This is a genomic window from Cryobacterium sp. TMS1-20-1, assembly GCF_004402355.1.
Lineage (GTDB): Bacteria > Actinomycetota > Actinomycetes > Actinomycetales > Microbacteriaceae > Cryobacterium > Cryobacterium levicorallinum.
The window spans coordinates 59,130-81,459 of the sequence record NZ_SOGF01000010.1 but is presented as its reverse complement, the minus strand read 5'-3'; the positions used below and the strand labels follow the sequence as shown (position 1 = coordinate 81,459).

Annotated in this window: 18 protein-coding genes and 1 riboswitch; of the genes, 10 read left to right on the top strand and 8 right to left on the bottom strand. The window is 65.8% G+C overall.

What is annotated here, in order from left to right:
• Positions 1-69 precede the first annotated feature (69 nt).
• From pdhA to E3O45_RS01490, 4 genes are all read left to right on the top strand, one after another.
• Positions 70-1,206: a pyruvate dehydrogenase (acetyl-transferring) E1 component subunit alpha gene (gene pdhA / locus E3O45_RS01505; RefSeq protein ID WP_134441244.1), complete on the top strand. Its 1,137-nt coding sequence runs from the start codon at positions 70-72 to the stop codon at positions 1,204-1,206.
• Positions 1,203-2,222: an alpha-ketoacid dehydrogenase subunit beta gene (locus tag E3O45_RS01500; RefSeq protein ID WP_134441243.1), complete on the top strand. Its 1,020-nt coding sequence runs from the start codon at positions 1,203-1,205 to the stop codon at positions 2,220-2,222. Before pdhA ends, E3O45_RS01500 begins: the two co-directional genes overlap by 4 nt.
• On the top strand, positions 2,222-3,655 hold the full coding sequence (locus tag E3O45_RS01495; RefSeq protein WP_134441242.1) for a dihydrolipoamide acetyltransferase family protein: 1,434 nt from the start codon (positions 2,222-2,224) through the stop codon (positions 3,653-3,655). The genes E3O45_RS01500 and E3O45_RS01495 overlap by 1 nt, the downstream gene beginning before the upstream one ends.
• A gap of 72 nt (positions 3,656-3,727) precedes the next feature.
• Positions 3,728-3,827: riboswitch (TPP riboswitch) on the top strand.
• Positions 3,810-5,351 (top strand): bifunctional hydroxymethylpyrimidine kinase/phosphomethylpyrimidine kinase, encoded by a 1,542-nt coding sequence (locus E3O45_RS01490; protein WP_166789359.1) that lies wholly within the window; start codon positions 3,810-3,812, stop codon positions 5,349-5,351. Its footprint overlaps the riboswitch before it by 18 nt.
• A 34-nt stretch (positions 5,352-5,385) precedes the next feature.
• On the opposite strand, the gene thiE is transcribed toward E3O45_RS01490, so the two are convergent.
• The gene (gene thiE, locus E3O45_RS01485) at positions 5,386-6,030 is read right to left on the bottom strand and encodes a thiamine phosphate synthase (RefSeq protein ID WP_134441240.1); all 645 of its coding nucleotides are present in this window, start codon (positions 6,028-6,030) and stop codon (positions 5,386-5,388) included.
• Positions 6,031-6,091: 61 nt separating this feature from the next.
• Between thiE and thiO the strand changes: the two genes are divergently transcribed.
• Genes thiO through moeB form a run of 4 tightly spaced genes read left to right on the top strand, consistent with a single transcriptional unit; the run spans position 6,092 to position 9,574 of the window.
• Complete coding sequence (gene thiO / locus E3O45_RS01480; protein WP_134441239.1) at positions 6,092-7,345, top strand: glycine oxidase ThiO; 1,254 nt, start codon at positions 6,092-6,094, stop codon at positions 7,343-7,345.
• The gene (gene thiS / locus E3O45_RS01475) at positions 7,342-7,611 is read left to right on the top strand and encodes a sulfur carrier protein ThiS (protein ID WP_241980625.1); all 270 of its coding nucleotides are present in this window, start codon (positions 7,342-7,344) and stop codon (positions 7,609-7,611) included. Before thiO ends, thiS begins: the two co-directional genes overlap by 4 nt.
• Before the next feature lie 2 nt (positions 7,612-7,613).
• Positions 7,614-8,405: a thiazole synthase gene (locus tag E3O45_RS01470; RefSeq protein WP_304988983.1), complete on the top strand. Its 792-nt coding sequence runs from the start codon at positions 7,614-7,616 to the stop codon at positions 8,403-8,405.
• Positions 8,402-9,574, top strand: coding sequence for a molybdopterin-synthase adenylyltransferase MoeB (gene moeB / locus E3O45_RS01465; protein WP_134441237.1), 1,173 nt, complete (start codon positions 8,402-8,404; stop codon positions 9,572-9,574). Before E3O45_RS01470 ends, moeB begins: the two co-directional genes overlap by 4 nt.
• 161 nt (positions 9,575-9,735) lie before the next feature.
• Here moeB and E3O45_RS17375 read toward each other — a convergent pair whose 3' ends face one another.
• Positions 9,736-9,915: a hypothetical protein gene (locus E3O45_RS17375; RefSeq protein ID WP_166789358.1), complete on the bottom strand. Its 180-nt coding sequence runs from the start codon at positions 9,913-9,915 to the stop codon at positions 9,736-9,738.
• A gap of 284 nt (positions 9,916-10,199) precedes the next feature.
• On the opposite strand from E3O45_RS17375, the gene E3O45_RS01455 reads away from it, so the two are divergent.
• Complete coding sequence (locus E3O45_RS01455) at positions 10,200-11,585, top strand: DUF2079 domain-containing protein (protein WP_134441236.1); 1,386 nt, start codon at positions 10,200-10,202, stop codon at positions 11,583-11,585.
• Between the two features lie 262 nt (positions 11,586-11,847).
• Here E3O45_RS01455 and E3O45_RS01450 read toward each other — a convergent pair whose 3' ends face one another.
• Positions 11,848-12,333, bottom strand: a complete 486-nt coding sequence (locus E3O45_RS01450) for a hypothetical protein (protein ID WP_134441235.1) — start codon at positions 12,331-12,333, stop codon at positions 11,848-11,850.
• Between the two features lie 347 nt (positions 12,334-12,680).
• On the opposite strand from E3O45_RS01450, the gene E3O45_RS01445 reads away from it, so the two are divergent.
• On the top strand, positions 12,681-14,279 hold the full coding sequence (locus tag E3O45_RS01445; protein WP_166789357.1) for an HNH endonuclease signature motif containing protein: 1,599 nt from the start codon (positions 12,681-12,683) through the stop codon (positions 14,277-14,279).
• Between the two features lie 217 nt (positions 14,280-14,496).
• On the opposite strand, the gene E3O45_RS01440 is transcribed toward E3O45_RS01445, so the two are convergent.
• The 5 genes from E3O45_RS01440 to glgX all read right to left on the bottom strand — a co-directional run bounded on the left by E3O45_RS01440 (position 14,497) and on the right by glgX (position 22,116).
• The gene (locus E3O45_RS01440; protein ID WP_134441233.1) at positions 14,497-15,243 is read right to left on the bottom strand and encodes an enoyl-CoA hydratase/isomerase family protein; all 747 of its coding nucleotides are present in this window, start codon (positions 15,241-15,243) and stop codon (positions 14,497-14,499) included.
• Entirely contained in the window at positions 15,240-15,755 is a 516-nt protein-coding gene (locus E3O45_RS01435; protein ID WP_134441232.1) for a hypothetical protein, read from the bottom strand. Before E3O45_RS01435 ends, E3O45_RS01440 begins: the two co-directional genes overlap by 4 nt.
• Before the next feature lie 78 nt (positions 15,756-15,833).
• Positions 15,834-17,588, bottom strand: coding sequence for a malto-oligosyltrehalose trehalohydrolase (treZ, locus tag E3O45_RS01430; RefSeq protein ID WP_134441231.1), 1,755 nt, complete (start codon positions 17,586-17,588; stop codon positions 15,834-15,836).
• Positions 17,585-19,930 carry a malto-oligosyltrehalose synthase gene (gene treY, locus E3O45_RS01425; RefSeq protein ID WP_134441230.1) on the bottom strand — a complete coding sequence of 782 codons (2,346 nt, stop codon included), beginning with the start codon at positions 19,928-19,930 and terminating at the stop codon, positions 17,585-17,587. Before treY ends, treZ begins: the two co-directional genes overlap by 4 nt.
• Complete coding sequence (gene glgX / locus E3O45_RS01420) at positions 19,930-22,116, bottom strand: glycogen debranching protein GlgX (protein WP_134441229.1); 2,187 nt, start codon at positions 22,114-22,116, stop codon at positions 19,930-19,932. Before glgX ends, treY begins: the two co-directional genes overlap by 1 nt.
• Between the last annotated feature and the right edge of the window lie 214 nt (positions 22,117-22,330).

Below are 22,330 nucleotides of genomic sequence, written 5' to 3'. Positions count from 1 at the left end.
TGATCGGCCAATCGTTCACAACTGCGAAAAAGCGCGGCCAGGCCTGCGAAAAGGGCGCACCATTGGCTCATGAGCCTCAATGTCGAGAGCACGCCGCTGACGGCCGTGCTGGCACCCCCACCCCTGCGGTTGATCGATGATTCGGGGAACGCCGTTCCGGGCACCGAGAGCGGCGGATTCGTCCTTCCCCCGGTGGAGACACTGGTCGACCTCTACCGGCAGATGGTCGTGGCCCGCCGGTTCGACGTGCAGGTCACCGCCCTCACCCGGCAGGGTCGCCTCGCCACCTACCCATCCGCGCTCGGCCAGGAAGCCTGCGAGATCGCCGCCGTCGCCGCGCTCTCGCCGCAGGACTGGCTGTTTCCGACCTACCGGGACAGCATCGCGCTGCTTACCCGCGGCGTCGAGCCGAAGGATATTCTCGCCTCGTTCCGCGGCGACTGGCACAGCGGTTACGACTATCAACAGCATCGCATCGCCCCGCAGGCCACCCCGCTCGCCACCCAGGCACTGCACGCCGTGGGCCTCGCGACCGCGGCCAAGCTCAAGCGTGACGACACCGTGGCGCTCACCCTGCTCGGCGACGGGGCCACGAGCGAGGGTGACGCTCACGAGGCGTTCAACTTTGCCGCAGTCTGGCAGGCCCCCGTCGTCTTCGTAGTGCAGAACAATCAGTTCGCGATCAGCGTGCCCCTCGACAAGCAGATGGCCTGCCGCACCATCGCCGACAAGGCGATCGGCTACGGCATGCCCGGCTTCTACGTTGACGGCAACGACGTCGCGGCCATGTTCGCGGTCATCTCAGCGGCGGTCGACCGAGCCCGCAGCGGCGGCGGCCCGACCCTGATCGAGGGCCTCACCTACCGCATCGAGGCGCACACTAACTCGGATGACCCCACCCGCTACCGCAAAACCGCCGACGTCGACCTGTGGCGCAGCCGCGACCCGATCGAACGCCTGGAGAAGTACCTCATTGCCCAGGGTGCGTTGTCCGAGGAAGAGCGCGCTTCCGTCGCTGCGGCCGCGGAGGCACTCGCAGCGACGACCCGCGAGTGCATGACCGAGCAGGCGGTAGTCGATCCGCTCGAGCTGTTCGAGCACGTCTACGCCACCCCCCGCTCCGCCCTGGCCGAGCAACGCGCCTTTCTGGCGGCCGAACTCGACGCCGACGCATCCGCTGGTGAATACGAAGAGAGCACCCGATGAGCCCGCAGCAGCCCCTCGAGACCGGAACAGCTGTGCGCGCTCCGGAAAACCTGACCATGGCCGCCGCCCTCAACGCGGCCATTCGCGACGCCATGGTCGACGATCCGACGGTCGTGCTGTTCGGCGAAGACGTCGGGCCGCTCGGCGGCGTGTTCCGGGTCACCGACGGCTTATACGCCGAATTCGGCGAGACCCGGGTGAGTGACTCGCCGCTGGCCGAGGCCGGCATCGTCGGAACGGCGATCGGCATGGCGATGTACGGCCTGCGCCCGGTGGTCGAGATGCAGTTCGACGCGTTCAGCTACCCAGCGTTCCAGCAGATAGTGTCGCACGTGGCGAAGATGCGCAACCGTACGCGCGGCAAGATTTCACTGCCGATCGTCATTCGCATTCCCTACGCCGGCGATATCGGCGGCGTCGAGCATCACTCCGACTCCTCCGAGGCGTATTGGACGGCGACGCCCGGGCTGACCGTGGTGAGCCCGTCGAACCCGGCCGACGCCTATTCCATGCTGCGGGGCGCCATCGCGAGCGACGACCCGGTGATTTTCATGGAGCCGAAGAGTCGCTACTGGAGCAAGGCGGAGCTTTCCCTGCCGGTGCAGACCGAGCCGCTGAACCGGGCCGTCGTGCTACGGGAGGGCAGCGATGTCACGCTCATCGCCTACGGTCCGACCGTGAAGACCGCCCTCGCGACGGCCGAGCAGGGCGCGGCTGAGGGGCTCTCGATCGAGGTCATCGACCTGCGCACGCTGTCGCCGTTTGATGACGAGACGGTGGGGGCATCCGTTCGAAAGACCGGCCGGGCCGCGATCGTGCACGAGGCCGCCCAGTTCGGCGGTTACGGCGCTGAGGTGGCCGCTCGCCTGACCGAGCGCAACTTCTTCTACCTGGCCGCGCCCATTCTGCGCATCACCGGCTTCGACATTCCGTACCCGTCACCCAAGCTCGAGGAGTATTTCTTGCCGACCCCCGACCGAATCCTCGCCGCGCTGTCGACCTGGGAGTGGTCCTGATGAGCCGCGAGTTTCTGCTGCCCGACCTCGGTGAAGGACTGACCGAGGCCGAGATCGTGGCCTGGCTGGTCGCTCCCGGCGATACGATCGCCATCGACCAGGCCGTGGTCGAGGTTGAATCGGCCAAGTCGATCGTGGAGCTGCCGTCGCCCTACGGCGGCGTCGTGGCAAGCCTGTTCGGCGAGCCCGGCCAGGTCATTCATGCCGGGCAGGTGCTGCTGACCGTGACCGACGCGACTGCTGACGCTTCAGCCGGTGTTGTCGGCGTTCCGGTCGCCGCGGCGACCGTCGTGGCGGTCGAAGGCTCCGGAGCCGTTCTGGTCGGCTACGGCGCGACCGAAAGCACCCGGCCGGCGCGCAAGGTGGCCGCCGGTCGGTTCGGCAGCCCACGGGCAGCGGATGCCCCGGCACCGGCTGCATCGACGCCGCCCAGCGCTGTTGCGCTGGCCGAGCGCCCCGCCGAGGTGGCGGCATCCGTTTCTGCGGCCATCGATTCGTCCAGCACGGTCGACCCGATCCGCCGCTCCCCCGTCGTGTCTCCGATCGTGCGCCGGCTGGCGCGCGAGAACGGGTTCGACGCGAGCACGCTGGCCGGGAGCGGGCACGACGGTCTGGTGCTGCGCAGCGACGTCGAGGAACACATTCGCACGCTCACCGCTCCGGCCGTGGCTGTCGATGTGGCAGCCGATGTGGCAGCCGATGTCGACGTTGCGACGCCGCCCAGCGCTGTCGACGCGGCGAGTGCGGATATTCGCATTCCCATCACCGGCCTGCGCAAAGTCGTGTCACAGCGGCTGACCACGTCGCGTCGGGAGATTCCCGAGGCGACGATCTGGCTCGACGTCGACGCGACCGCCCTGTTCGCCGCGCGGGACCAGCTGCTCGCGGCGACGGGTGAGCGGTTCAGCGTGACGGCGCTCATCGCGCGCTTCGTGGTGGCCGGGCTGCGCCGGTATCCGGTGCTCAATTCTTCGGTCGACACCGCGAGCCAGGAGATTCTCCAGCACGGAGCCATCAACCTCGGCATTGCGGCGCAGACCTCACGCGGGCTGATGGTTCCCGTCATCCACCGTGCCCACGCGATGAGTACGCGACAGCTGCGCGATGCCCTCGCCGCGCTGGTGGCGCAATCGCCCGACGGCACCTTCTCGCCGAGCGCGCTGACCGGGGGAACCTTCACCCTCAACAACTTCGGATCGCTCGGCGTCGACGGTTCGGCCGCGATCATCAACCATCCCGAAGCGGCCATTCTCGGCATTGGGCGCATGATCGAGCGGCCGTGGGTGGTCGAACACGCACTCGCGGTTCGCACCGTCGTAGAACTCTCCATGGTGTTCGACCATCGGGTCTGCGACGGCGGAACCGCCGCCGGGTTTCTCACCTATGTGGCCGGCTGCATTGAAAACCCGGTGAGCCTGCTCGCCGACCTGTGAGCTCGGGGCGTGTCCTGAACGCCCACGATTCTGGCATCGGTAACTGAGTGACGTTTGTTGGCGTATAGGCTGCTGAGTGACACGGGGTGCTCCGCACAATGCGCGAGCTGAGATGAATACCCGTTGAACCTGTCTAGTTAGCACTAGCGAAGGAATGTCACGGATGACTGATCAGACCTCGAGTATCACGCCGCGCACCACGCCTCGGATTCTCAGTATCGCCGGCACCGACCCGACCGGCGGTGCCGGCATCCACGCCGATTTGAAAAGCATCGCGGCCAACGGCGGGTACGGCATGGCAGTAGTAACAGCTCTGGTCGCGCAGAACACACGCGGGGTGCGCTCGGTGCACACCCCGCCGGTCGCGTTTCTGCGCCAGCAATTGAACGCCGTGAGCGATGACGTGACCATCGATGCCGTGAAGATCGGCATGCTCGCCGAAATCGACGTGATTCACGAGGTGCGTTCCTGGCTAAATGCCCACCGTCCTCCGCTCGTCGTGCTCGACCCGGTGATGGTGGCAACAAGTGGTCACCGGCTGCTCGAACCCCAAGCGGAGCAGGCTCTGCGTGATCTGATCCCCCTCGCCGATCTCGTCACACCCAACGTTCCCGAGCTGGCCGTTCTGCTCGCAGAACCCACAGCGGCAAACTGGGCTGCGGCCATCGAGCAGGGCAAACGACTATCAGCCCGCACCGGAGTCACCGTGTTGGTGAAGGGGGGTCATTTCGACGAAGCCCTCTGCCCTGACGCCCTGGTCAACACCCACGGGCTGCTGGCACAGAGCGTTGTCGAGTTTGCCTCGCCGCGCATCGCCACCAAGAATACCCACGGCACCGGATGCTCGCTCTCCTCGGCAATGGCCACGGTACAGGCGCGAACCGGGGACTGGGCTGCGTCTCTGGCCGAGGTCAAAGACTGGCTTCAGGATGCTCTGATCCATGCCGACGACCTCGAGGTCGGTCAGGGCCATGGCCCGATCCATCACTTTCATCGGCTGTTCGCAGGCGCGTCGGCCGAGTCGGCCACACCAGCTGATTCGGTGAAGTTCAGTGCGACACTGTGGCGCGATGTCGAGCTGATTCGCACGCAGATCTTCGATCTGCCGTTCATTACGGATCTCGGTACTGGGGTTCTGGCCGAGCGAGATTTTGCGTATTACCTCGCTCAGGACGCGCTCTACCTCGCCACTTACTCGCGCGTTCTTGCGCGCGCCAGTGAGATCGCGCCGAGCATGCACGCACAGCGGTTTCTGGCCGATTCGGCACGACGGTGCCGCGACGTTGAGTTGGAATTGCACAGAAACTGGCTGGGGCAACGGGACGTGTCGTCCGAGGCCGGCCCGGTAACGGCTGGCTACCTGGATCACTTGCTCGGGCTCGCTGAGGGCGGAAACTATGCGGTGCTTCTGGCGGCGCTGTTGCCCTGTTTTTGGCTCTATGCGGATGTCGGTGAGCGGCTGCACACCGACTTTCTGGCGCGCACCGAGACAGCAGTACATCCATATGCGGCGTGGCTCCAGACGTATGCCGATGAAGAATTCGCCGCGGCCACGAGAGAAGTCATCGCGCTCACCGACGACGCTGCGGCCACGGCCTCTGACGCGCAACAATCGGCGATGCGCCAGGCGTTTGCCACCTCGTCACGGTTCGAGCTCGACTTCTTCGACGCCCCTCGGCACTCTGTGTTGGCCTGAGATGACCACGCCAAACTCGGTACTGTGTGCGGTATCAGCCCAGCGCGGGCAGGCTGGCCAGAAGTCGCTGCGCGGCATCCGTCGGGTCGTTGGCGTCGGTGATCGCGCGCACCACAACCACTCGAGTCGCGCCAGCGTCGACGACCTGGTTGATGTTGCCGAGGTCGATGCCGCCGATGGCAAACCATGGCAGCTCGCTGTCGGTGGCTGCGCTGCGGGCGGCCGCGTAACGCAGAAGCTGCGTTCCGACCGCCGCTCGACCGGGTTTTGTCGGTGTGGCCCAGACTGGGCCGACGCAAAAATAGTTGAGATCGTTCGCGGCCAGGGCTGCATCCACGTGTTCGGTGCTGTGTGTGGACAGGCCGATCACGGCGGCCGGGCCGAGCAGGGTGCGAGCGGAGGCCACCGGCAGGTCTGTCTGGCCTACATGAAATACCGGAGCGCCCGCCAGGCTGGCAATATCCGCCCGATCGTTGACGGCCCAGAGTCGTGCGTGCTGGTCGGCAACCGAGCGCAGAATTTCGAGATATTCGAGCTCCTCGGCAGCGTCGATATTTTTGTCGCGAAGCTGAATGATGTCGACCCCACCAGCGAACGCCGCCGCCACGAAGTCAGCGAAATCGCCACGATCCTTCCGGGCATCGGTGCAGAGATACAGCCGGGCTTTTGTCTGGTCCATGCGACCAACCCTATGGGCCAAGTTCGAGCGTCCGTGCCAGCGCAGAGGAACGGTGCGCACCATGAATGAACGAGTCGTGAACCGCACGGTCGACGTCGCCGTGATCGGCGGTGGCATTATCGGGCTCGGCATTGCCTGGGCTGTTGCGCACTCCGGCCGCACGGTGGTCGTCATCGATCCGGACCCCGCCGGCGGCGCAACGTACGCTGCGGCCGGAATGCTCGCGGCTGTGAGCGAATTGCACTACCAAGAAGAGGTGTTGCTCGAGCTCATGCTCGCCTCCTCGGCGCTGTATCCGGCGTTCATCGAATCACTGGGGCCCGATCATCACCTCACCGGGTATCAGAGAACTCACACCATGACTGTTGGCGCTGATTCGGCCGACCGGCAAGCGCTGGCCGACCTGCGCGGGGTGCAGCTCGCCAACGGGCTAGCCGTCGACCCGCTGACCATTCGTGCGGCGCGCGTGCTTGAACCGCTGCTGAGCCCTCACGTTTCCGGTGCCTTCATGGTGGAGCAGGATCATCAGGTCGACCCGCGCCGGCTCGCCGAGCGCATCCAACTCGAACTTGCCACGCTGGCGAAAAGCCGCCGGTGGGGCCACGACGCCCTGATCCGGGTGAATGCCATGGGGCTACTGCACGACGATTCCGCGGATGCCTCATCTCGCGTCACCGGTGTCGCCCTGGCTGATGGCGGAACGGTCAGTGCCGCCGAAGTAGTTGTGGCCAATGGCCTCGCGGCGGCTGGGTTGAACGGGCTACCAGAGCGACTGACCCTGCCACTTCGACCGGTTTACGGCGATATTCTGCGGCTTCGGGTGCCGGCGCACCTTCGGCCGTTGCTCACCTGCACGCTCCGCGGGCTGGTGCACGGCGTGCCGGTCTATCTGGTTCCACGATCGGACGGAACGGTCGTGATCGGAGCCACCCAACGCGAAGACGGCTCCACTGCGGTGTCGGCTGGTGGCGTCTATCAACTATTGCGTGACGCCCAGGTGTTGCTGCCGGCGGTCAGTGAGCTCGAGCTGATCGAAGTAACCGCTCGCGCTCGTCCAGGAACGCCCGATAACGCGCCATTGCTTGGCCGGGTCTCGCGAACCGGTGGGGAAACATCAGGCAACGACATCCCCGGGCTCATCATCGCCACCGGATTTTTCCGCCACGGCGTACTGCTCACCCCGGTAGCTGCCCAATACTGTCTTCAGCTCATCGAGGGAAGTGCCGACCAGCGGTGGGAGCGCTTTCGGCCCCACCGTTTCTCTGCAACCCGACCGTCAGCATCCGTTTCCCTACAAGGAGTTGTCAGCTCGTGACCGAATCCAGGCCCATCGACATACCCGCCAGCGCGATCACCGTCAACGGCACAGAACGAAATGTTCGGCGCGGCAGCACCGTGACCGACCTGGTCGCCGAGATCACCGGTCGCCACATCGCAGCGGATGGCCGTGCGACCGACAAACAACGTCTCGGCGTGGCAGTTGCACGCAACCGTGAAGTCGTTCCACGCAGCCAATGGTCGGGCACCGTGCTCACGGCCGGCGATGACATTGAAATTGTCACCGCAGTTCAGGGAGGTTGACCGTGGAAACCGAACAACTCACAATCACTGACAGCCTGGTGATCGACGGCGTGCAGTTGAATTCACGTCTAATCATGGGTACCGGCGGCGCACCGAGCCTCGAGGGCCTCGGCGCGGCCCTTCACGCCTCCGGAACCGAGCTCACCACCGTCGCAATGCGGCGTCACAGCGTGACGACGGCCGGATCGCTGTTCGATCTTCTGGTCGATCGCTCCATTCGGGTACTGCCCAATACCGCTGGCTGCTTTACCGCGCGCGAAGCCGTCTTGACCGCGCAGCTGGCGCGGGAAGCCCTCGAGACGGACTGGATCAAACTCGAGGTCATCGCCGATGAGCACACCCTCCTTCCCGATGCGGTCGAACTGCTGGACGCGACCGAACAGCTTGTCGCGCGCGGCTTCAAGGTTTTCGCCTACACAAATGACGATCCCGTGCTGGCCCTTCGCCTTGAGCATCTCGGTGCCATCGCCGTGATGCCACTGGGGGCTCCGATCGGTACCGGGCTCGGCATCCTCAATCCGCACAATATCGAGCTGATCGTTGCTCGTGCCGCCGTACCCGTGGTGCTGGATGCTGGAATCGGCACCGCATCCGACGCTGCGCTCGCGATGGAGCTGGGCTGCGATGCCGTGCTCCTGGCCACGGCGGTGACGCGCGCGCAGAACCCGGCACTCATGGGCGAAGCCTTCAAACATGCGGTGATTGCGGGTCGGCTGGCGTCCCAGGCTGGCCGGATTCCGAAGCGTGAACTCGCCTTGGCTTCATCGACGATGAACGGGAGGCCCGACCTATGAGTGACGTGCCACTCTTAGCACCGCTCGTCGAACCGGGCGACGAGCTAACTGCCGCGGAACTCCAGCGGTACTCGCGCCACATTCTCATTCCCGAAATGGGTATTGTCGGCCAACGACGGCTGAAGAATGCGCGGGTGCTGGTGATTGGCGCCGGCGGTCTCGGTTCGCCGGTACTGCTCTACCTGGCGGCTGCGGGGGTGGGCACCCTGGGTGTTATCGACAATGACACCGTGGACCTGAGCAACCTGCAGCGTCAAATTATCCACGGCGTTGCAGACCTCGGTCACTCGAAACTTGAGTCCGCTGCCGCAGCGGTAGCCCAGCTCAACCCACTCGTGTCGATTCACCGTCACGATGTTTGGCTTGACTCGGCGAACGCTCTGGACTTATTCGCCCAGTACGACCTGATCGTTGACGGTGCCGATAATTTTGCCACTCGCTATCTGGTCAGTGATGCCGCCGCGATGCTCGGCAAGCCCTGTGTCTGGGGATCCATCCTGCGTTTCGACGGGCAGGTCAGCGTGTTCTGGAATGAGCATGGCCCCACCTACCGCGACCTGTATCCAGAAGCTCCACCGGCGGGCTCCGTGCCCAACTGCGCAGAAGGCGGAGTGTTCGGGATGCTCTGCGGAACGATCGGCTCAACGATGGTCGCCGAAGCCGTGAAATTGATCTCCGGAGTCGGCCGCACGCTTCTGGGCCGGGTCGTGCTCTTCAACGCGTTTGACGCGTCGTGGCGCGAACTCGCCATTGCACGCGACCCCGCCAATAAACCAGTCACCGAGTTGATCGATTACGACGTATTCTGCGAAACATTGCCCGCATCGAACCACGTTGACGACGCGATCTCCGTGCACGAACTCGCGGCTATGCTCGACAGCCGGAAGCGCGGCGCGCGTGACTTCGACCTCATTGACGTGCGGGAACCCGGGGAATTCGACATCGTGCATATTGCCGGGGCGCTGCTCATTCCGCAGGGCGGAATCCTCTCGGGGGAAGCACTTTCGTCTCTCTCGCGGGACCGCGATATCGTGGTGCACTGCAAGGCGGGTGCCCGCTCGGCTGCCGTTCTGGCCAAGCTGCATAGCCATGGCTACGACCGGGTGTGGCAGGTCGAGGGTGGTATCGACGCGTGGGTGCGGGAGATCGCGACGGTACTGCCGACCTGAACGAAGCAACCGGGGCGGTCGAACGCAAAGAAAACACCTTCGCAGGGGGATGCGGAGGTGTTTTCTTTGCCACTCGCCGGTGTAGGGGCCGGGAAGGCACGATTTGGGGCAGCGTGCGGCCGCGCTCGCTGAGGATCGGGTTCCCAGCGAGAGTCAGAACCTCAGGCGCTGACCGAGGCGGCGCGGGACGCGAACGCGCCAAGATCCGGAGAGACGCGCACACTGGTGTGGTCGCATCCCGAGCATTTGAGCAGGTAGATCGGGAGCGAGGTGCGCTCGGCGTGGGCCGGATTCGGGCTGAGCCGGGCTGGGGACCGGCAGAAGGGGCAAGTCATGGTCATGCGATCTCCAGAGGTGTTGTTGTCGGCTGCACGCCCTTAGTCTGCTCCGCGCCCCGGCCCCGAAACAGTGCCAAAGGTCCTGTGCTGCGATAAAACCTCAGTTACCCGGATGCTGCGGTGCGCACCGGCCCGGTCTGGACGCCGCGTCGCTGCCATCGGCGCGCGGGCACCGGTGGGGGCGACGGTACTGACGGCGCTGACGGCGCTACGTGGGCGCCGACCTGGTGCGGTACTGAAGGCGGTGCAGAAGGCGGTGCTGGGTGCCGGTGCGTTAGCGTTGACGGATGAGGGGATCGCGCGTGGGACCGGTTCGGCCAAGCACGCGGCGGCCCATTCTGCTGCCCGCGGCCGTCGGACTCGTGGCGACCGCTGCGTACACCGTGTTGTCGGCGCTGCAGTGGCGCAGTTTCGCCGCTCCGTCCTGGGACCTCGGCATCTTCACCCAGCTGGCCCGGCAGTATGCCGCGCTCGAGGCTCCAATCGTGACGATCAAGGGCGACGGATTCAATCTGCTGGGTGACCACTTTCATCCGCTCCTGGTGCTGCTCGCCCCGATTTTCGCGATCTTTCCGCACGCCTTCACGCTGCTGGTCGTGCAGAATGCGCTGTTCGGTCTCGCCGCTGCGGCCCTGACCTACGGCGCAATGCGATTGCTCGGGCCGGTGACCGGCACGCTGTTCGGGCTGGCTTTCGCCTTCAGCTGGGGCCTGCAGGGCGCGGTAGAGGCGCAATTTCACGAGATCGCGTTCGCCGTGCCGCTCCTCGCGCTGTCACTGACCGCGTTTCTGCTGCGTAAGTGGGTGGCCTGCTTGCTCTGGGCGATGCCGCTCGTGTTCGTCAAGGAGGACCTCGGCCTCACCGTTGCCGCCCTCGGCATCGTGCTGGCCGTGCGCAGCCGGCATCCGTTTGGAGTGTGGCTCGCCGTCTGGGGTATCGGCTGGTTTGCGCTCGCGAGCCTCGTGATTCTGCCGCTGCTCAATCCGAACGGCGCCTGGGCCTACTCGAGCAGCATCGACCTGCCCGCTATTCTCAGCGATCCGGCCGCGTTGCTGCAGCCGCAGAAGGGGGTGACGCTGCTGCTGCTTCTCGTGGTCGGCGGCGTGATTGCGGTGCGCTCGCCGCTCGCCCTCGTGCTGCTGCCGACGCTGGCCTGGCGGTTTCTGTCCGATAACTCGGGCTACTGGGGTCCAACCTGGCAGTACAGCGCCGTGCTCATGCCCATCGTGTTTGCCGCCGCGCTCGATGGCATTGTGCTCGTGCGCATCAGTCGGCGGGGCTGGCTGCGCGGTTTCGGGCGGCGGGCGGCATCCGTTTCGATCGTCGCCGGTCTGGTGCTCGCGACGACGCTGCCGCTGTTCAAGCTGACGAATGTGTCGGCCAATTTTTCGACGGATCGCGCCGCTTCCGCGCAGGCCGCCCTCTCCGTTGTGCCCGACGGCGCCCGGGTCGAATCTGATATCGGGCTGATGAATTACCTGGTGGAACGAACGGATGTCTACTGGCTCGGCAACCAGAATCCGCTCCCCGACTATCTGGTGATCGACCTTGCGGCGGGCGGCCTGCCCGGAGAATGGACGTCTGCGCAGGTCGTCGCCGAGGCCCTGCACCGCGGTGTGGTGTTCACCACGATCTACTCCGCCGGCGGCTACGAGGTCGCCCGCGCCCACTGAGCCTGCTGGCGTGGCCGACCCTGTTCGGGGCCTGGTCTGTTCGGGGCCCGTCTGTTCGGGGCCTGGTCTGTTTGGGGCCCGTCAGTTCGGGGCCTGGTCTGTTTGGGGCCCGTCAGTCCCGGGCCCGGGCCCGGAGCGCGGGCTCGGCTCTGAAACTGGGCCCGAGTTCGCACGGTGGACCCGTAACCCATCTCGGGGCCCATACTTCTTTCCGGGCCCGGGCCCGGAAAGTGGGCCCATGATGGATCATGGGCCCACTTCCCTAAGGTGGGCCCCGCCTGCAGATTGTGGGCGGATTCCCGTCACTGAGTGCCGTCAGTAGCGCGGCTGCGGCTTCCGGGTCGTCGACCGTCACGGCGAACTGGGTGCCGCGACGTTGGTTGGCCACGAGGCCCGGGCAGCCCCTCATCACCACGGCCGTGCGCCCGCTCGTCAGGCGGTAGCCCCAGCCGCCCGACCGCAGCGGGCTTAGGGTCTCGGCGAACGCTGATTCCACCTGATCGAGCGGCAGCTGCTTCAAACGGATGCCCAGGAGCCGCGACACCACGCGCAGCCCGCGTTTGTCGACGCTCACTCGAACCTGCACAAAGCCCAGTGTGAACATCAGAATCACACCGAGGATCACCGCAATCAGGACGGCTGTTGACGAGTCTTGCGCGTCATCACCGAGCAGAGCGATCACGGCGACGACCCCGCCCCGCACGACCAATCCGCCGATAACGGCCACGACCGGACTCGTCACCATCATGGTCCCGGGAACGTTCGAGCTCCCCCGATCACGTGCGGGCCGAGACGTCCGCCGTCGCACTCATCCGGTCCAATCACGGACGGGCCGGTTGCTCCGACCTGCCTGATTGCCAGCTCCAGGTCGCGAAAGCGCGTAAATGGTTGCTCCGCCGAGTGACGTAGCAATTCACCCGCTTATGCGGCCAGTTCCAGCCTCGGGGAATCGCCCAGCGCAAGTGGCGCAACATGATCGGCAGGTGCACTGGACCAGTCAAAAATATTTCTGATTCCTTGTCAGAATAAAGTGAGATTCCCTCGCGTTAATGCGCTTTTCGGGATATAATTATGGATGAAGGAGGCGCCGACGCCATGACCCTCACCGCCCCGCCAGCAGCAGCCGGTTCGATCCCGGAGCCTGAAGGTTCTCGGGTGGCGGTGATTGCCCAGGCCGGAGCGATTCTGGCGGGAGCGTTGGACGGGGTGCGGTTTGGTCAGCTCGACGACTCCGAGGCGGTCGCGGTATTGGCAGCCCTGGAGAGGCTGGGTCGCAAGGTTGATGGGGCCAGGCTGCGGGCGACCACCGACATTGGTGCGCGTGCCGAAACTGACCTCGGCAACGGCTCGTTGGCCTACAGGAACGGATGCCGCAACCGGGTCGAGTTCATCACCCAGCTCGCCGGCATCTCCGGCCGTGAAGCCAAACGTCGCCTGAAGCTCGGCGAGACCACGGTGGAGCGCACTCCGCTTGGCCTGCCCGTCCCCGCCCGGTACCCGGTCATCGCCGACGGGCTCGTCAGCGGCGACCTCGGGATGGAATCGGCGGAGATCATCGCCACCACCCTGACCGCATTGCAGGGCCGGGTCGGTCCGGACGACCTTGACCGGGTCGAACGCGCCCTGGTCGCGTCGGCGACTGGAGCGATCACTCCGGAAACCGCGGGGCTGCCGGGCGCGGGCATCCGCTTCGCACCCGACTACCTGCGGGCGCAAGCGATGGAATGGCAGGGCCGGCTCGACCCCGACGGCACCGCCCCCAATGACGATGTCGTGGAGGCGAAGAGCACGTTGACGTTCGGTCTGCTCCGCAACGGGCTCTACCCGCTGCGCGCCGACGTCACCCCCGAACTCCGCGGTGTTATGGACACCCTCTTCGACACCTACCTGTCGGCCCGATCCCGCAGCCCCATCTTCGTGCCCACCGAACTGCTCGAGAGCCGCAATAAGCCCGAGCTGGACGGCATCGACAGTATCGACGGGGTGGAGAGCATCCCCGGCTCGGCCGCTTTCGGCACGGGACCATTCAGCGCCGACCAATTCACCGGCGACCCCCGATTCGACGGCGACCGCCGCACCGCGGGCGAGAAACGTGCCGATATCCTCCGCGCCGTGCTCGAGGCGGCCGCACGAGACCCGAAAACCCCAACCATGGGCGGAGCCGCCCCCACCGTCATGGTGCACATCAACGCCGTCGACCTCGACCAGGGCCGCGGCGTCGGCTGGATCGACGGCATCGAAGCACCCGTGTCGTTTCGCCGGGTGAAGGAACTCATCTGCGCCGGCGGCTACCAGCAGGTCCTCTTCGGCGAGAACCGCGACGTGCTCTACCTCGGCAGCAAAATCCGCTGCTTCACCGCCAAGCAGCGCGCGGTAATTGCCGCCCGCGACGGCGGCTGCATCATCCCCGGCTGCACCATCCCCGCCCGCTGGACCGAAGTCCACCACGTCCTCCCCTGGGAACAGGGCGGCCCCACCAACATCGAAAACGGAACACTCTTGTGCTGGTTCCACCACCACACCATCAACACAAACGAGTGGAAAATCCGCATGGTCAAAGGCCGACCCCAGGTGCTCGGCCCACTGCTGTGGGACCCGTCCCAAACCTGGCGACCCGCCCAGACCCACCGGGCCAACACTCCCAGCCCGGAACCACCGTTTAAGAGACAGTCCCAAGACAGTCCCAGCACGTGAGCTGAAGTGTGTTCCAGGTGGCGGAGCAGTGCTGTTGGCGCAGCGTCCAGCGCTGAACGAGTCCGGCCCTTTCCTGAATTCGCCGTGGCTACATCCAAGTGGGTCGCAACCGCACGCGAGTGGCCTCCCGATTCGATAGTGGCCGCAACGAGGGAGTATTCAGGGAATGGGCTGCGATCGCTATCGGCACTGTCACCGCTTTAGCCGTGGTCGTCAGCTAGCGCTTGCGACGGGCGAGGAAGGCATCCATTCGGGCGAACTTGGCCTCGGATTCGAACAGAATCGACTGAGCAACGTTGTCGACGAGCGGATGCGCCGCCCGCGGAGCGTGGAAAACTTCCTTGGCCAGACGGGTCGCCAGCGGGTCCTGCGCGGCGATGCGGTCGGCCAGCGCGTGGGCGGCAGCGAGCAGGTCGTCGGGGTCGTGCACCTCGGTGACCAGATGCACGGCAAGGCATTCGGGGGCGCTCAGAATGCGTCCGGCCAGGATGATCTCCTTGGCCACCGGCTCGCCGACGAGCTCGGCCAGTCGCCAAAGCGCACCGGCAGCGGGCAGAATGCCGAGGGCTGTCTCCGGATTGCCGATCCGGGCGCTCGTGGAGGCAATGCGAAAGTCAGCCGCATAGGCCAGTTCGGCGCCGCCGCCGAGCGCCCAGCCGTCGATCGCGGCGATCACCGGCATCGGCAGCTTCGCAATGCGGGAGAACAGCCCGGAGTTGATGCCGAGCAACGCGTCGTCGCGGCGCCGTTCGCGCAGCTGGGCGATGTCGGCACCCGAGGCGAAGACACCGTTCGCTCCGCTGATAATCAGGATACGCGGCTGCTGCTCCAGTTCAGCGCAAATTGCGTGCAGCTCATCGATCATGGTCTGGTCGATGGCGTTGCGCACGTCGGGCCGGTCGAGCTGCACGTGCACCCGGTCGGCGCGATGCTCAATCGTGAGAGTAGTGGGAATGCTGTTCATTGTGGGACGTCTCCGTTGAGGTCGGGGCTGGAATCGGGGTCTGTCGTACCGGCCGGGAACACCCGCTTGTACTTGCGGCCGTCGGGCAGGGTCACCGTGCGGCTAACCAGGGTGCCGCGCCGCACCTGCAGGTAAATCGCCTGAGCGCTCACACCGCGTTCGGCCGCCGCCTCGGCGACGGATAGACCGGGGAGGTCGGTCGGCACACTGCTTGGCCGCACGGATCGTTTACGGCCGGCTTCGAAGCGGGCGCTGATCTCGTCGTCGGTGCCGCCCCAACGCCATTTGGCCGCCGGAGGCTTGAGTCCGGTCGCATCAGCGATCTGGTCCCACGACACGTCAGCAGCGAGGGCGCCGCGAACAGCGGCCAGGGTCGCCGGGTCCTGTTCGAGGGCGGTCTGCAGCGAGCGGATGGCGCGCAGCCGATCCAGGGGCGAACCAGCGGTATCCGTTTGCAGCGTCAGCACCCGCTCGAGCGCGGCCGCCGTGGTCGGCGCCAGAAACGATCCCATGCGTGGTCCCCCATCGAGTGTGCTGCGACTGGAGGCAGCAGCCCCATCTTGCCAGATCCAACGCGTCGTTTGAACAGATCACGCCAGCACGACGACCGAGTGCGGAGCCAGCTGCAGGGCGTTAGGCAGTCGGTCCTGCACAGCATCGCCAGCGGCGGCGAAGGACAGCACGACCTCTCCCCCGCCGGCCGGGATGTGCGCCGAACGCTCGCCGAGGTTGATCAAAATCTTGGTGCGGCCACGGTGCAGCCGCAGCCACCCCTCGGCCGCATCCGCCTCGACGGCGATCTGGTCGAACCGGGGATCGGTGATATCTGCGTGGGTGCGGCGCAGCGCAGCCAAAGCACGGTAGAACTCGAGCAGTCGAGCGTGCTCGGGCTCAGCCAGTTCGTTCCAATTGAGCTTGGAGCGCTCGAACGTCGCCGGGTCCTGCGGGTCGGGGACGAGCGCCGGATTCCAGCCCATGCGGGCAAACTCACTGATGCGTCCGGTGGCCGTTGCCGTGCCGAGTTCGGGTTCGGGATGCGAGGTGAAGAACTGCCAGGGCGTCGTCGCCCCCCATTCTTCCCCCATGAACAGCATTGGCGTATACGGCCCGAGCAGGGTCAGCGCCGCGGCAATTGCGAGCTGGCCGACATCCAGTTGGGCGCTGAGCCGGTCACCGACGGCCCGGTTGCCGATCTGGTCGTGATTCTGGGATGCGACGACCAGCCGCCAGGTGGGCATCCGTTCTCGGTCGATCCGGCGGCCGTGGGTGCGCTCCCGAAAACTGGAATAACTGCCGTCGTGAAAAAACCCGTGGGTGAGCACCTTGGCCAGGGCGTCGAGCGGCTCGAAGTCGGCGCAGTACCCCGAGGTTTCCCCGGTGAGGGCGACGTGCACGGCGTGATGAAAGTCGTCGCTCCACTGGGCGTCGAGGCCGTAGCCGTTCGCCTCTCGGGGGGTGATGAGGCGCGGATCGTTGAGGTCGGATTCGGCGATCAAGGTGAGGGGCCGCCCGGTCTCGGCGCTGAGCGCGGCGACCTCGACGGAGAGTTGCTCGAGCAGGTGGGTGGCGCTGCTGTCGCGCAGCGCGTGCACGGCGTCGAGGCGCAGGCCGTCGACGTGGTACTCGCCGAGCCACATGAGTGCGTTGTCGAGAATGTATCGGCGCACCGGGTCGGAGTGCGGCCCGTCGAGGTTGAGCGAGGACCCCCAGGTGTTACCGGCGGCCTCGCTCAGGTAGGGACCGAACTGTGGCAGATAGTTGCCACTCGGGCCGAGGTGGTTGTAAACGACATCCTGAATGACGCCAATGCCACGCTGGTGGCAAGCATCAACGAAGGCCTGGTACGCGGCCGGACCGCCATAACCCTCGTGCACGGCGTACCAGAGCACACCGTCGTAGCCCCAATTGTGGGTGCCGTTGAAGGCATTCACCGGCAACAGCTCGACGAAGTCGACGCCGATCGATTGCAGGTGATCAAGCCGGCTCGCGGCCGCCCCGAACGTACCCTCCGGTGTGAAGGTTCCCACGTGTAACTCGTAGATGACGGCGCCGGCCAGCTGCCTCCCGGTCCAGTCGGCATCCTGCCAGACATGCGCGGACGCATCGAAACTACGCGACGGGGCGTGCACCCCGGCAGGCTGCCGCCGTGATCGCGGGTCGGCGTACGGCCCGCGCCCGTCCACGATGAAGCCGTAGTCGATCTCGGCGCGCACCGCCGGTCGAGCGGATGCCGGCAGTTCCCACCAACCGTCATCGCGGGCGGTAAGTTCCAGCCTTCGCGTGCCCAACACCAGCTGCAGGGTCTGCGCGTCGGGTGCCCAGACCTCGAATCTCTGCTCGTTCATGTGTGACGTCCGATGCGGTGGGAAGGGCGGTCTCGGTCGTCGGCAGCCACCAGTAACGCCACCGGATACCGGGCCAGCACATCGGCGACTCGCAAGCTTGGGCCGTCAAATCGCTGGCGCGTGAACACATCGACGACGGTGCGACCGGCCACGGCAATGGTCGTGTCGCGCCAGCCGCCGGCCTCGTGCAACCCGATCGGCAGCCGCGTGGCCACGGTGATCGCTCCGCCGCGGTCGAACGCGACGACATGGCCAGCAGCCGGGCCGAAGGCGGGCACGGGCAGGTAGCGGGTGAACAGGTCTGGCCGGTCGCCGCGCAGGTGCAGGGCACTGGAGGTGACCAGCAGCTTGGCGGCGCCGGTCTCGTCGACCGGGGGGAGCCATCCGCTTTCCAGACGGGTCAGCAGCTCGCGGCGCAGCGCATAGTCGACCGGGCGACGATTGTCAGGGTCGACGAGCGAGGTCTCCCACAGCTCGCTGCCCTGGTAGACGTCTGGGACGCCCGGCATGGTCAGCTGCAGCAGCTTCTGGGAAAGCGAATTGCTCCACCCGGGCTGCTGCAGCCGGTCAACCAGTGCGGTGAGGAGATCGCGGGTCGGCCCCGACTCGACGGCGGCTGTGACGAGGTCGTCGAGAGCCGCTTCGAAACCGGTGTTCGGCTGGGTCCAGGTGGTCGACGTGCCGGCTTCGCGCGCGGCCTTGAGGGCGTAAGCGGCGAGCCGCTCCCGGCTGGCCGGCCAGGCGCCCACGATCGCCTGCCAAAGCAGGTTCTCGAAGGGCGCATCGTCGAGCGGATGCGCTGCCCGCAGCTGGTGTAGCGCCTCCGCCCACTCGGCGGGGATCTCGGCAAGCACCGCAATGCGCGCCCGCACGTCTTCGCCGCGTTTGGTGTCGTGGGTCGACAGCGTCGTCATCGAGTGCGGAAAACCCGCCTGACGCGTGCGCTGCCGCTTGTGAAACTCAGCCACCGTCACGGCGAACTCGTCGGGATCGGCCCCGACCTCGTTGAGCGAGGTCAACCGACTGAACCGGTAGTAAGCCCGATCTTCCACGCCCTTGGCCATGACCATGCCCGAGGTCTGTTGAAACCGCACGGCGGCCGGATGCCCCGGGTCGCCGAGCAGGGGCAGCATCCGGTCGATCTCGGATTGAAGTTCCGGGCGGCGGGTAGCCGAGCGGCGGGCCGCCTCGCGCAGATTCTCCGAGCCAATGGGCAGGTACGAGCGATAGACCGGAAACCAGGCCAGCAGGTCGGCCAGGGCCTCGGCGGTCTGTGCCAGATTCCCCGTATCGCTCGGCACGAGTCGAGCGATACGCAGCACCTCGGAGCGCAGAATGCCGTCGGTCACGTCGCGCTTGTTGCGATAGACCAGGTCGGCCCAGTCGGTAGCGACGCCCTGCAGGCTGGCCTCGAGCGCATCGAGGGGCTCCTGGCCCGCCGGATCGACGAGCACCCGGTCGACGTCGGCGAGGGCGTCATAACCGGTGGTGCCGGCAGTCGCCCAGCTGGTCGGCAGCACTTCGCGCCCTTCCAGGATCTTCTCGACCAGAACGTAGCAGCCGTCGGTGGCCCGCCGCAGGGCTTCCAGGTAGCCGGCCGGATCGGCAAGCCCGTCGGGGTGGTCGACCCGCAATCCCTGGACGAGGCCGTCGCGCACCCAACGCACGATCTCGCGGTGCGATTCCTCAAACACCCACGGCACCTCGACCCGGATACCAGCGAGGCTGTTCACCGCGAAAAATCGGCGGTAGTTCAACTCGGCGTCGGCGCGACGCCAGTTCACCAACTCGTAGTGTTGTCTGGAGTGCACCTCGGCCGGGCTGGCACCGTCATTGTTGCTTTCGGCCGCCAGGGGAAATCGGTTGTCAAAATAATGCAGCTCGCCGCCCACGATCTCGAGCTGGTCCAGTTCCGTGCTTTCATCCGAACCATCGTCGCCGAGAACCGGAATGCGAATCTTGCCATTGCCGAAGGCCCAGTCGACGTCGAAGGCCTCGGCATAACGCGACTGCTGACCGTTCTGCAGCAGGTCCCACCACCAGGCGTTCTGCGCCGGGCTGGCGACCCCCATATGGTTGGGCACAATGTCTACGAGCACGCCGCGCCCGGCCTGGTGCGCCGCCGTTGCAAGCCGGACGAGCCCCGCCGCACCGCCACGGGCCGGGTCGACCAGCGAGTGGTCGACCACGTCGTAGCCGTGATCCGATCCGGGTTCGGCTTTCAGCAGCGGCGACAGGTAGACCCAGTCAGCACCGAGGGAGCGCACGTAGTCCATGATTTCGGCCGCTGCATCGAGGTCGAATCCGGCCGTGATCTGCAACCGATAAGTGCTCAGCGGCATCAGGTCAGGCCCGGGAGGGAGATCAACCCGGTGTTGCCCGCGAGCGACGCGGCCACCGAATGATCCGGGGCAGCTTCGGGTTCGTGATACGCGCGCAGAACCACGAGCGACCGACCAACGACCGTTTGAATGGCTCCGGCCGGACGGGCAATGGAATCGGCCCCCTCGCCGGCGGTGTCGACGACGATCTCCCAGGCCGGGGCGTACTCATCGGGCGGCAGCTTGAATTCGACGTTCTCGGCATCCGCGTTGAACAGGAGCAGAAAATTGACGTCGACGACCTCTTGCCCGCGCACGTCGCGTTCGCGGATTCCGTTGCCGTTGAGAAACTTGGCCACCGTGCGGGCGAGATTCTCGTCCCAGTCTTCTGACGCCATCGGCTCGCCGTCGGTGTTGAGCCAGACGATGTCGGGCAGGGACTCCCCTGCCACCCGTTTGCCCGGGCGTCCGTCGAAGAACCGGCTGCGCCGGAACGTCGGGTGCTCGCGGCGCAGGCGGGAGACTGCCGCCGTGAACTCGATCAGTGGCAGGTCGGCTTCGTCCCAGTGCACCCAGGTCAGCTCGGAGTCCTGCGCATAGGTGTTGTTATTGCCAAGCTGGGTGCGGCCCAGTTCGTCGCCGTGCAAGAGCATCGGAACCCCCTGCGACAGCAACAGGGTGGCCAGGAAATTGCGCGTCTGGCGGGCGCGCAGCCCGCGAATCTCGGGGTCGTCAGTAGGGCCCTCGACGCCGGAGTTCCAGGACCGGTTGTGCGATTCGCCGTCGTTGTTGTCTTCGCCGTTGGCATCGTTGTGTTTCTCGTTGTAGGACACGAGGTCAGCGATGGTGAAGCCGTCGTGCGCCGTGACGAAGTTGATCGAGGCCATCGGGCGCCGCCCTGAGTGCTCGTACAGGTCGGCCGACCCGGCCACGCGCGAGGCGAACTCGCCGAGCGTGGACGGCTCTCCCCGCCAGAAGTCTCGAACGGTGTCGCGGTACTTGCCGTTCCATTCCGACCACTGGGAGGGAAAATTACCGACCTGGTAGCCGCCCGGCCCGACGTCCCACGGCTCGGCGATGAGCTTGACCTGCGACACGATCGGGTCCTGCTGCACGAGCTCGAAGAAGGTGGACAGTTTGTCGACTTCGTACAGGTCTCGGGCCAGAGCGGAGGCCAGATCGAACCGAAAGCCGTCAACGTGCATCTCGAGCACCCAGTAGCGCAGCGAATCCATGATGAGCTGCAGCACGTGCGGGTGCCGAACATTGAGGGTGTTGCCGGTGCCCGTGTAGTCCATGTAGTAGCGCTTGTCGTCATCCATGAGGCGGTAGTAGGCCTCATTGTCGATGCCCTTGAACGACAGGGTCGGTCCCATGTGGTTGCCCTCGGCGGTGTGGTTGTAGACCACGTCGAGGATGACTTCGATTCCGGCGGCGTGCAGGCTGCGCACCATGCCCTTGAACTCCTGCACCTGCTGACCGAGATCACCGGTGGAGGAATACGCGTTGTGCGGCGCGAAGAATCCGATCGAGTTGTAGCCCCAGTAATTGTTCAGGCCCTGCTCCATGAGGGTGCCGTCGTTCACAAACTGGTGCACCGGCATGAGTTCGATAGCCGTCACCCCCAATTTCTGCAGATGGTCGATGACCGAAGGATGCGCCAATCCCGCGTAGGTGCCCCGCTGGGTCTCCGGTACGGACTCCTGAAGCTTGGTGAGTCCTTTGACGTGTGCCTCATAGATGAGGGACTCACTGTATGGCGTGCGCAACGACCGGTCGCCGGTCCAGTCAAAGAATGGGTTGACGACCACGCCGAGCATCATGTGTGCGGCGGAGTCTTCGTCGTTCGGGGAATCCGGGTCGTCGAAGTCATAGGAGAACAGCGACGGATCCCAGTCGATGGCCCCGGTCGTAGCCTTGGCGTAGGGGTCAAGCAGCAGCTTGCTCGGGTTGAGCCGGTTGCCCGCTGCGGTATTGTAATCGCCATGCACCCGGTAGCCGTAGCGCTGGCCCGGCTGCACGAGCGGAAGATAGCAGTGCCAGATATAAGCGGATGACTCGCGTATCTCGATGCGCGTCTCACCGCCGTCTTCATCAAAGAGGCACAGTTCGACTCGTTGGGCCGCCTCACTGAACAGGGCGAAGTTGGTGCCGCTCCCGTCAAAGGTTGCGCCGAGGGGGTAGGCGGTGCCGGGCCAGGTTTCCATGAGACTCCTCGAAGGGAAGGTGGGACACGGTCAGGTGCGAGTTGAGGGACACGGCAGCACCCGACGGTGGCCGCGCTTGGAGAATACGCTACAGGCATCCGCCGACATATCTGCCTTCCGCTCGAGCGGGAGTTGGTTGGGACCCTGAGAAGTTCCTCGCGGCGCTGGAGGGTCAGTCGCAGATCAACCCATCGGCCAACTTGTGCAGGCGGGC